Source organism: Calyptranema fuscum S582, assembly GCF_055793305.1.
Window position 1 is genome coordinate 1 of the sequence record NZ_JBSLYH010000093.1, and the last position, 11842, is coordinate 11842.

Below are 11842 nucleotides of genomic sequence, written 5' to 3' on the forward strand. Positions count from 1 at the left end.
CCCATCTCAATCTTGATTAGGGTGGCGATCGCTCCTACAAATTCTAAAAATTTCCAAAAAAAAGCCCGGTAGCCCCCCTACCAGGCAGTACGATGCGTTGTTCATACTTCTAAGAATACGGTAGGGATAAACGGGTTCACTTCACACGATTGTGTCCCCTAAGAGAGTGATTCATGGATCACCTTTTTGGGTGAGCAAGGGAAAACAGAAGGGTGAAAGAATAAAGAGCCGTAGTATGCATGTGATGATTTTTCGTGGCGCGGGTGACGCCTACGCCACAAAAAATCATTATATTTCTGGGACTACCGAATAAAAGCGTGAAGGGATGGAGGGTGCAAAACTGATAGGACTTAATCTTTCTTAAGGTAAAACTACAAAACGAGAAGAATATAAAGAAAACCTTATGAAATTAATCAGGTTTGAAAATCCATGGGATTCTAAATACAGATTAAATGGGGTCACCAATATAAAGACCCTAGCTTATAAATCAATGTGAATACCTATGTGAGGCGCTGGTTCCCGATAAAAAGGGGATCGGCGCTTTGCAGTTGTGGGCAATTGAAGGAGCTCGTTGAAAATAGACGGAAGCGATCGCCATCCCTATTTACTCAATATCGGCTCTGTATTAGACAGGGTTTGCAAATCGTTGCAATATGGTCATAGTCTAGTTTTCCGGATTGCTGAATTCTTGCGCTTAAGTTGAGCCAGGGGGCGATGAAAAAGCTTTGCGGAGCAAGGCTTTTTCATCACTGCCCAGGTTTACAACGCATATAAATCGCTATAGTTGAATCTTTTTCTGTCTACAGATGTCCCAAACTCTGGTTATTAAAATCGGTACTTCGAGTCTGACTCAGCCTGAAAGTGGCTATCTTGCCCTCTCAACGATCGCATCTCTGGTGGAAACGCTAAGCCACCTGCGCCATCAAGGGCATCAGGTGGTTTTGGTGTCGTCTGGTGCGGTGGGGGTGGGGTGTGCCCGCCTGGGGTTGACGGAGCGTCCTAAAACGATCGCCATGAAGCAAGCGGTTGCGGCGGTGGGTCAGGGACGGTTGATGCGAGTGTACGATGACCTGTTTACCTCAATGCAACAGCCGATCGCTCAGGTCTTGCTAACACGGGATGATCTGGTGCAGCGCAGCCGCTATGTCAATGCATACCGCACGTTTCGGCAATTGTTAAAACTGGGTGTAATTCCTATCGTCAATGAAAACGATACATTGGCAGTGGATGAGCTGAAATTTGGCGATAACGATACGTTGTCGGCATTGGTTGCCAGTTTGGTGGAAGCCGATTGGCTGTTTTTGCTAACCGATGTCGATCGCCTTTATTCGGCTGATCCCCGCTTTTATCCTGATGCCGAGCCGATTAGCCTGGTGGATAAAATTGATCAATTGGAAGCGCTCAATATTTCGGTGGGCGATCGCGGTAGCAATTGGGGCACAGGTGGCATGGTCACCAAAATTGCAGCCGCTCGAATTGCTACGACGGCAGGAGTGCGTACGGTAATTACAGAAGGGCGATCGCCCCGGAATATTGAGAAGATCCTCCAGGGCGAACCGTTGGGCACCCAGTTTGAACCCCAACCCCAACCTGTCAATGCGCGAAAACGCTGGATTGCCCACGGATTAGTGGCTGCCGGAAAATTGTATCTAGATACAGGAGCAGTCAAAGCAATTTGTGAAGGCGGAAAATCGCTGTTAGCGGCTGGCATTGCGGAAGTCGAAGGAGAATTCCAAAGTCACGATGCAGTGCAACTGTGCGATCGCACAGGGCACGAAATTGCCAGAGGCATCGTCAACTACAGCAGCACCGAGTTGCAAAAAATTCGGGGTGCCCACTCCGATGATATTCCCAAAATCTTGGGCTATATGGGCGAAGAAACGGTGGTTCATCGAGACAATCTAGTGTTGAGCGCCTCTTAAATCGCCAGCGTTATCGGTTTAGCTGACTTCGCTCGGGCAACACTAATTTAAAGAAAGATCGTAATAATACGGAGAATTTGGGAATTATAAGAACACTCTATCTTGTAATGTTGACGATCAAATTCAGGGTTGATCTGTCCCAGCAGATTGCCCTACTGATACCAATTTGAATTGAGAGCATGACGGATCTCTGTACGGGCTTGGCAGTGCCAAGCCCCTCCTGAACTTCGGTGTGCCAAAAAATCGTTCAAATTGGTATGACGATGAGTCGGGTTTAGGAGATGACTCTTCTGTTAAGGGCTTTCCTTTATAGTCGCTGATGTCTCCTCTGACAACTGCTATCGATGGACGTTACTGGTTTTGGGTATGACTTTGAATGCGCAACCTTCGGTTTCACATTCAAAGTCATACCAGGATTCAGCAATACCGCTATACATGACACGTTTTTAAATGTTTTAAGGTAAACCGCTAATCAGGTGAGACTCGTCTAAGTAAGCGCGACGCACTACAAGGATCACAACCAAAATAAAACTCAGACGTTTCTGGATGAAAGCGCGGCGTCACCGTGCTTTTATCCAGAAATTGTCGATTCGATTCACGTCATGCTCCTTGGTTCAATGCAGGGGTTGGGCAGGGCTAAATCCTGGAATGAAATTAGGCAGTCTTAAAAAAATAACGATTTTTGTGGCGCGGGCGACGCCCGTGCCACAAAAATCATTTCATGAATGCCATCTAGCAGAACACTCTGATGGAAGATCATGATCGTCGTATCAATAACTGGAAGATCAATACCTGAAAGAGTGCGATCGCTGTTGATGTTGTTTCTCTTAAAAGGCTTGCGTCATTAAAACGTTGGAGAAATTCCGTATGGAAAATCAGCCGAGCGAAGGCTCCACCCCCACCCTTGGAGATTCAAATCGGACGAATCAACGTCTTAAACGGGTAAAGCGGATCAATCTGGTCGCTCTACTGTTAATTTTTATCCTGCCGTTTGCCGTCGTCGTTTATCAACTGATTGGCGAGATTAACCACAGCAAAAACCTTGCCCGCAATGAAATGGCGGGTACTGCTTACCTGCGTCCGATGCAACGGTTACTCGAACAGGTGCCCCAAAGTAAGCTGCTGGCGTATCGCTATGCCAACCAACGCATTTCTCAAGACGAAGTGCTGCACTACCAACGCCAAATTGATGAAAGCTTTAAACAGCTTGCAGTCGTTGAGCAACGGCTAGGCAGCACCTTAGGCTCGACTGACCTGTTCGAGCAGCTTCAGCAAGAATGGTTGATTCTCAACCAACAAACGATTGGCTTACCGAATGCGCCAACGAATGCCCTTCGCATAGAGCTATTGCACAATCAGATGCTGGTCGATATTCGGGCACTGATTGCTCAGGTTGGGAATACCTCCAGCCTGATCCTGGATCCCGATCTAGATAGTTATTATCTGATGGATGCAATTTTGTTAAAATTGCCCGAAGGTCAAGATCTAATGGCTCAAATCCGGTTGTTGGGCGAAGAAATTATCAGGCGACAGGCTATTACTCCTGAAGAAAAAGGCAGATTGATTGTGTTAGCCGGGTTGTTGCAAGCCAATCTGGATGATATGCGTCAGGGCATGGCGGTGGCATTTAGAAATAATCCAACCGGCACGCTTCAGCCTGTGTTGGCAGAACCGTTACATCAGACAGTGACCGATACAACAACATTTCTAAAAATTCTTAACCGCGACATTATTACAGCCACCCCCATTACCCTGTCGTTTGCAGAGTATGATGCAGCGGCACAAAATGCGATCGCCGCTAATTCTCAACTGTGGCAGATCACCGTTAATCAGTTAGATGGGTTATTGTCCGCTCGCATCGATAAATTTAATCGCAAAACGCTGTTTGTCGAGCTGTTCGCCTTACTGGTTTTAGGCGCGGTTACTTACATCTTTGTCGCATTGTCTCGCAGTTTAGTAGAGCGCAAACGAGGAAATTTGCGATCGAGTGCCCAGCATAGCACCACCCAGATTTTGGCAGAGTCGGCAACGTTAGCCACTGCCGCACCCCAAATTTTGCAGGTCGTTTGTGAAAGTCTGCACTGGGATAGGGGAGAACTATGGTATTTCGACGCGGAAACGGAGTTGCTCAATCCAGTTGCCCATTGGGTTCAGCCCACATTGCCATTTTTCCAGCCCCAGCAGCCCGAAGAAATGAGTGTTGGGGATCAACGATCCGGCTTCGCAGATCGGGTTTGGCAGCAAGGTCAGCCGATTTGGATCAGCGATTTGGCAACCGATCCTCGCGTTCCCCCAGGGGCGATCGCTCCGTACAAAGGATTACATACCGCTTGTGGATTTCCTATTTTTGCTGGCGAAACCCTGATCGGCGTCTTGCTCTTCTTCAGTCGTAGAATCCATAAATCCCATCCCGATTTACTCAAAATGATTGCAACCATCAGCAGCCAAATCGGGCAATTTATCGAACGCAAACAGGCTGCCGAAGCTCTGCGACAAAGCGAAGAACTCCAACGGATGGCACTCAATGCGGCTCATATGGGCGCATGGGATTGGAATGTGCAAACTGGAGAAGAAAAATGGTCAGCCGAAGCAGAAATTTTATTTGGCTTAGAACCCGGTTCTTTTAGCAAATATTATGAAGATTTCTTTAAGTGTGTCCATCCCGATGACCGACTTAAGCTCAAGCAAGCGCAACTACGCACCCTGCAAACCAACGAAGACTATCGACCGGAATATCGCATCGTTTTGCCCGATGGTCGGGTTCGATGGGTCACCAGTCAAGGCAAACTAATTCGGGATGCGGGGGGCAATCCTTTACGTCTGACAGGCGTCACGATGGATATTACCGAGCGCAAACAAGCGGAGCTGGCGTTAGAAGAAAGTGACCAGCGGTTGCGTCGAGCCGAAGAAAAATATCGAAGTATTTTCGAAAACTCTGTCACTGGAATTTTTCAAACCACGATTGATGGTCTGTACATCAGCGCGAACCCAGCCCTGGCAAAAATTTATGGGTATGATTCTCCAGCCAGCTTGATGAAGGAACTGACGAACATTGAAAATCAGCTCTATGTGTTGCCAGACCGTCGCTGTGACTTTATCCAGCAGATGCAGGCTCACGGATCGGTCTCTGATTTTGAGTCTCAGGTTTATCGTCGGGATGGCAGCATTATTTGGATTTCTGAAAATGCTCTAGAAGTCTGCGATGACCAGAATAATCTGCTGTATTACGAAGGTACCGTCGAAGATATTAGCGATCGCAAACAAGCCGAAGCTGCCCTCAAAGAACGCGAAGAACGGTTTCGCACCTTGGTCAACAACCTGCCCGGTGTGGTCTACCGTTGCGCCAACGATGCCTATTGGACAATGGAATTTGTCAGTGATGCCGTTGAAGACTTGATGGGCTACCCCGCCTCTGCGTTTATCGACAACCGTGTTTTAAGTTTTGCCAGCTTGATCCCCGATGAAGATAGTGCCCAAATTGCCGAGCATGTGAGTGTAGCCCTCGCTGCCAAGCAACCCTACATTATTGAATATCGGTTGATGCGTGCCGATGGTAGCCTGCGCTGGGTTTACGAAAAAGGACAGGGCGTATTTGATGATGATGGAAACCTGTTGTGGTTGGATGGTGTGATTTTTGATATCACAGACCGCAAAAAAGCTGAAGCAGAGATCTATCGGGCAAAAGAAGTTGCCGAAGAGGCAAACCGCTCAAAAAGCCAGTTTTTAGCCAATATGAGCCACGAGTTACGCACACCGCTCAATGCCATTATTGGTTACAGCGAAATGCTGCAAGAAGATGCCAGTGATTTTGGTTACAGCGATATTGTCCCCGATCTCGAAAAAATTCGAGGAGCTGGTAAACACCTGCTGGCGCTGATCAACGATATCCTCGATATTTCCAAGATCGAAGCGGGCAAAATGGAGCTTTATCTGGAAACCTTTGATATCAAGCACTTAGTTACCGAAGTCCAAAGTACGATCCAGCCCATGCTCGATAAAAACGAGAATCGCTTGGAAATTCATCTGGGCGATCGCTTAGGCACGATGCACGCCGACCTCACCAAAGTCCGGCAAGCCCTGCTGAATCTGCTCAGTAATGCTGCCAAGTTTACCGAAAAAGGCACAATCACCCTGACCGTAGAGCGATGGGAAGGCATGATAGAGGGTGAAGAGATGAAGCGTGGGGAAATGGGTGAAGAGATGAAGGGTGGGAGTGTGGAAGAGATGAAGGGTGGGGAAACGGGTGAAGAGATGAAGGGTGGGAGTGTGGAAGAGTTGTCTGTCCCCTCACCCCATCATCCCTCCATCCCTCCATCCCTTAATCCCTCCATCCCATCACCCCTCCATCCCTCCATCCCTCCATCCCATCACCCCTCCATCGTGTTTCAAGTCTCCGACACAGGTATTGGCATGACCTCAGAGCAACAGGCAAAAGTGTTTCAGGCATTTACCCAGGCAGATGCTTCGACCACACGTAAATATGGCGGAACGGGCTTGGGGTTAGCCATTACCCAAAAATTCTGCCAGATGATGGGGGGCGATATTACCGTCAGTAGTCAATTGGGTGAGGGGTCAACCTTCACGATTCAGCTGCCGGTGGAAGTGCTGATTCAGTCGGCAGAACCCGAACCCGAGGCAGATAACCGCTTGACACTGGCTGATGCGACGGATCTATCCAACCCTGCCACTCGAACCAAGTGCTTGATACTGGTGATTGACGATGACCCAACGGTTCGCGAACTGATGGCACGATACCTATCAAGAGAAGGGTTTGAGGTGAAAACCGTGGCAACTGGGGCAGAGGGGTTGCGATATGCCAGAGACTTGCAGCCCGACGCCATTACTTTAGATGTGCTGATGCCACAGATGGATGGCTGGTCGGTTTTGTCTAGACTAAAAGCAGATCCCGATTTGTCAGATATTCCGGTCGTGGTGATGACCATTGTGGATGATAAAAATCTGGGGTTTACGTTGGGTGCCTCTGACTATTTAACCAAGCCGATCGACTACAAACGATTGTCAGGGTTACTTCAGCAATTTCGCCCCGATCGCACTCCAGAGGCTGCTTTACAGGTCGGGCAGGTGCTAATTGTCGAAGATGATGCCACAATTCGAGAAATGTTTCGCCGAATTTTACAAAAGGAGGGTTGGTCAGTTGCTGAGGCTGAGAATGGACAAGTTGCTCTGGAGCAAATCGCATCGGTGCAACCCGATTTGGTTTTGTTGGACTTGATGATGCCTGTGATGGATGGATTTCAGTTTATTAATTGTGTGCGACAACAGTCACAATGGCGATCGCTCCCTATAGTCGTCGTAACGGCAATGGATTTAACCCCTGCTGATCGTCTGCGACTCAATGGGTATGTCGAGCAAATTTTACAAAAGGGTGCATTCAGCCGAGATGATTTGCTTAAGGAAGTTCGAGATTTAGTTCTAACGTGTATCCAACTTCAAAAAAACAGAGCTAAGGGGGCTAAACCATGAAACCCGTCAGGGGTTCCGTTCTGGTCGTAGATGATGACTTGGCAACTCGACTCTACATTTCTCGCCATTTGCAAAAGCAGGGCTATATGACTGCGGTGACTGAAGATGGGCAGCAAGCCTTAGAACTGATGCAAACGCAGGCGTTTGATCTGGTGTTTTTAGACATCGTTATGCCCAATATGAGTGGCTATCAGCTGTTGGCATATCTCAAAGCAGATCCGACGCTGTACCATATTCCAGTCGTAATGATTTCAGCCATTGACGATCTGGATCGGATTGCCCATTGCATTGAGCTGGGCGCAGAAGATCACTTGATTAAACCCGTTAACCCGGTGCTTTTAGAGGCGCGGTTGAATGCGTGTTTAGAACGTAAACGGCTGCGGGATCAAGAACAAGCTTATTTACGGCAATTGCAAACCGAAAAGGAAGCCGCAGAAGCCGCCAATCGTGCCAAAAGCACATTTTTGGCGAATATGAGCCACGAACTGCGCACCCCCCTCAACGCCATTATTGGCTATAGCGAAATCTTAAAAGAAGATGCGCGATCGCAAGGTCTGAGAGATTTTGTACCTGATTTAGAAAAAATTCATCAATCGGGTAGCCATCTGCTGCATTTGATTAATGACGTTCTCGACATTTCCAAACTGGAAGCCGATAAAGTCGAACTCTCATTGGAGTTCTTTGATATCAAACTTTTGGTGAACGAAGTCGTTGGCAGTCTCAAATTGGCGATCGCCGAAAACGGTAACACGCTAGAACTGGACTGTGCCATGAACCTGGGCACGATGTATTCTGATCTGCGTAAAGTTCGCCAAATTTTGTGGAATTTGCTCAGCAATGCCGCTAAATTTACTGAGCAGGGAACCATTACGCTTTCGGTGAAGCGCTGGAAAGAGAGCCAGCCCGCTGATCCAACACCGCTACAATCACCCAACTTTATTGTTTTTCAAGTATCGGATACAGGCATTGGTATTCCGCTAGACCAACAAGAAACTATTTTTCAGGCATTTACTCAAGTTGATGAATCGAGCACCCGTAAATATGCAGGCACAGGGTTGGGGTTAGCCATTAGCCATCGTTATTGTGAAATTTTAGGAGGCACGATCGCTGTGGATAGCGACATCAAGCAAGGTGCCACGTTTACGCTGACCTTGCCTGAAAATGTCATACTCCAACAACAGTGGGCAACCGTTTCAGCCGTAGAGCAAACGCCAGCAGCGGGTGAAACCTGTGCGATCGCCCCCCCCTTGCCAGAGACATTAGCGACCACCGGGGAACCGGGTTTAATACTGGTGATCGAAGATCATCGCACGGTCAGAGATTTACTGGTGCAGATGTTTAACCAGGAAGGATTAAGGGTGGTGCCCACCTGGGGTAGCAAAGAAGGATTGCGGTTGGCAAAAGAACTGCGACCCAATTTTATTGTGTTGGATCTGGTTACACCCGAACATGATAGCTGGGCAGTCCTGGCTGCTTTGAAGTCAGATCCCAGTCTGGCAGATATTCCAGTTTTGATGCTGATGATGCAGCCCATTCAACCGGACGACAGCAGCAACCAACTCGCGGGTCTGACATTGGGCTTAGTGGATTATTTGACAAAACCTCACGATTTTAGGCGTCTAACCACCCTACTTCAGACGTATCAACCTCAAGCCGAACATGACACTCTGGCTGGAAAAGTCCTTTTGGTGCAGCCCGATTTGATTACCCAACAAGTGTTAGAGCGATCGCTGACAAAAACAAACTGGCAAGTTGCGGTCGCCAACGATTTGTCCACAGCGTTGCATCAGATTGAAACGACTCAACCCAATGTCATTGTTCTCGATCTAACCATTCCTGATGTCGATTACTGCCACTTCCTGACCCAACTTCAGCAGTTCACAGACGGGCGATCGCTACCTCTGGTAAGCGTCATGACCCGAGACTTCATTCCCAAATCACCCTATCCCTTCGCCCACCTCACTCCATCCTCTACTCAGCCCGATATCCCCTGTTCTACCACCGTTCTGTACGATATCCGCAATCTGGTGCTTTCCTATATTTCTCGCAAAGAGTAAGGAGCTAATAGCTATTAGCTGTTAGCTGTTAGCTGTTAGCTATTAGCTGTCAACATCGCCTTATCCCTCCATCCCTTTACCCCTCCATCCCTCCATCCCTTTACCCCTCCACCCTCCATCCCTTTACCCCTCCATCCCTGCCTCTCTCCCCCTATCCCCCATCCCCCTATCGCTTTCCTGCGTCTCACGAAAGGACTGTTGAACATGAACCTCCGAGTCAGAATCTTATTGATGGTGACTTCCTTACTGGCAACAACAGTGCTAGTAACAACGGCTGTTTTAACGTGGGGTGCACGACGAGCAACACTAGCCCATACCGAACACGACGGCATTGTCATCGCTCAATTTTTGGCGCGGATGGCACGGTTTTCGCAACAGATTCCCATAGAGGTAGAAGCTGAAACCAATCAACACATGGTGGTTGAGGCAACACTTGCCAGTTATTTAGTCGCGATCGCCGAACAAGCAGGGCTTAGCCCAGCCGAAATCAATGCGAAGCTCAGAGAAATCAGCGATCGCACTGCCCTGGATGAATTTTGGATTACCGATGAAACCGGACACGCCTACCTGACCAACATTCCCAACGTAGACTTTACGTTTGATTCGGATCCTGCAAAACAACCGCAAGCCAGCGCATTTTGGCCCCTCTTGACGGGCGAGGAACGGATCGTCATCCAATCCGCCCGCAGACGCGAAATCGATGACCGCATTTTTAAATATGTCGGTGTGGCAGGCATTGACCGTCGCCGTATCGTCCAAATTGGCTACGAGGTCAATCTATTTCAGGAATTGCAGCAGCAAGTTGGCTTAGTCCGCATGGCGAATGAGTTGTTGGATAGCGAAAGCATCGTCGCCATTCGCATTGTTGATCAAAACCTGACCAATCTGGCACGCGGGGTGACTTCGGGTGTCAGAGGAGCCCAGAGCCTGGATAACGCCAGGGATATTGGCAGTTTGCGAACGGTGCTGAAAACAGGAGAAACCCTCAGTTATATGGACGATAATTTGTTCAAAATTATTGTTCCGATTCGGGGTGAAAGCAATGAAATTAGTGGTGCCACACTAATTTATCTCTCTACAGAGCATATCAACACGGCGATGAAAGAGAGCTTTAAGCAAGCTGCCATCGTGTCTGGATTTATTTTGGCAATTGGCTTATTTGCATCGTTGATTTTAGCACGCCGGGTTACAGAGCCGATTTCTCAACTGACTCTGGCAGCGGCTGCCATGAAAGTAGAAGGGATAGAACTAGAAAATCTGGCAGGGGTTGCTACCCGAAAAGATGAGTTGGGGATGCTGGCACGAACCTTTCAGCTAATGGCGGCTGAGGTGCGCGATCGCGAACACGGATTAAAACAAGCGAAGGAAGCCCTACATCAAAGTGAAGCGCATTTTCGATCGTTAATTGAACATGCATCTGACATTATTGCGATCGTGAATGAAGCGGGTCAAATTCGCTATGGCAGTCCTTCAATTAAACCTATTTTGGGATATGAGCCAGATGAATTGCGCGATCGCCCCGTCCTGGATCTGGTTCATCCAGAAGACATTGATTCGGTAACCATCGCGTTTCAGCAGAGCTTAGAAAAACCTGACATCGTTGCACCCTTCGAGCTTCGACTCAAACATAAAAATGGCTCCTGGCTGATTTTGGAGGCATTTAGCACCAACCTGCTCGACAACCCATCGGTGGGAGGAGTCATCATTAATCTGCGCAATATTACCGAACGCAAGCAGCTTGAAACTGTCCAAAAAGCTAAAGAAGCCGCAGAACAAGCAAACCGGGCAAAAAGTCAGTTCCTGGCAAATATGAGCCATGAGCTACGCACCCCCTTAAATGCCATCATCGGCTACAGCGAAATGTTGCAAGAAGAGGCGATCGATTCAGAACAAGATGATTTTATCCCCGACTTACAACGGATTCACAATGCCGGTAGACATCTGCTGGCGTTGATTAACGACATTCTCGATCTGTCGAAAATTGAAGCCGGTCGAATGGATCTGTACCTGGAAACTTTCAACATTTCCAGTGTCATTCACGATGTCGTCAGCACCATTCAACCCCTGGCAGCAAAAAATAATAATACATTAGTCATCAATCACGCAGACGATCTGGGGTCGATGTATGCTGACCTGACAAAAGTCCGACAAAATCTCTTCAATCTACTCAGCAACGCCTGTAAGTTTACGGAAAATGGCACGATTACCCTCACGGTTGAACGGCAAGCCGCAGGGAAATGGGAGGGCAATGGAGCAGCGGCAGTGGAAGATGAAGGGATGGAGAGTGGGAGAGGTGAAGCGTGGGAAAGTGGGAGAGATGAAGGGATGAAGGGAGATGAAGGGATGGGGAGCCAGAGATCTGGGCTGTCGGGGATGGAT

General features: G+C 48.3%; 4 protein-coding genes. All 4 read left to right on the top strand.

Annotated elements, in window-relative coordinates:
• The first annotated feature begins 806 nt into the window (after positions 1-806).
• The gene (gene proB, locus ACR6Z4_RS31395) at positions 807-1922 is read left to right on the top strand and encodes a glutamate 5-kinase (protein WP_479721259.1); all 1116 of its coding nucleotides are present in this window, start codon (positions 807-809) and stop codon (positions 1920-1922) included.
• Between the two features lie 867 nt (positions 1923-2789).
• Positions 2790-7406, top strand: coding sequence for a response regulator (locus ACR6Z4_RS31400; RefSeq protein WP_479721260.1), 4617 nt, complete (start codon positions 2790-2792; stop codon positions 7404-7406).
• Positions 7403-9463: a response regulator gene (locus tag ACR6Z4_RS31405; protein WP_479721261.1), complete on the top strand. Its 2061-nt coding sequence runs from the start codon at positions 7403-7405 to the stop codon at positions 9461-9463. The genes ACR6Z4_RS31400 and ACR6Z4_RS31405 overlap by 4 nt, the downstream gene beginning before the upstream one ends.
• A gap of 231 nt (positions 9464-9694) precedes the next feature.
• Positions 9695-11842: PAS domain S-box protein (locus ACR6Z4_RS31410; protein ID WP_479721262.1), on the top strand; the 2148-nt coding region annotated here is incomplete at its 3' end.

Bases quoted from the DNA above. Each gene is read 5' to 3' on its own strand.
- proB (WP_479721259.1), top strand. From the start codon at position 807: ATGTCCCAAACTCTGGTTATTAAAATCGGTACTTCGAGTCTGACTCAG.
- ACR6Z4_RS31400 (WP_479721260.1), top strand. From the start codon at position 2,790: ATGGAAAATCAGCCGAGCGAAGGCTCCACCCCCACCCTTGGAGATTCA.
- ACR6Z4_RS31405 (WP_479721261.1), top strand. From the start codon at position 7,403: ATGAAACCCGTCAGGGGTTCCGTTCTGGTCGTAGATGATGACTTGGCA.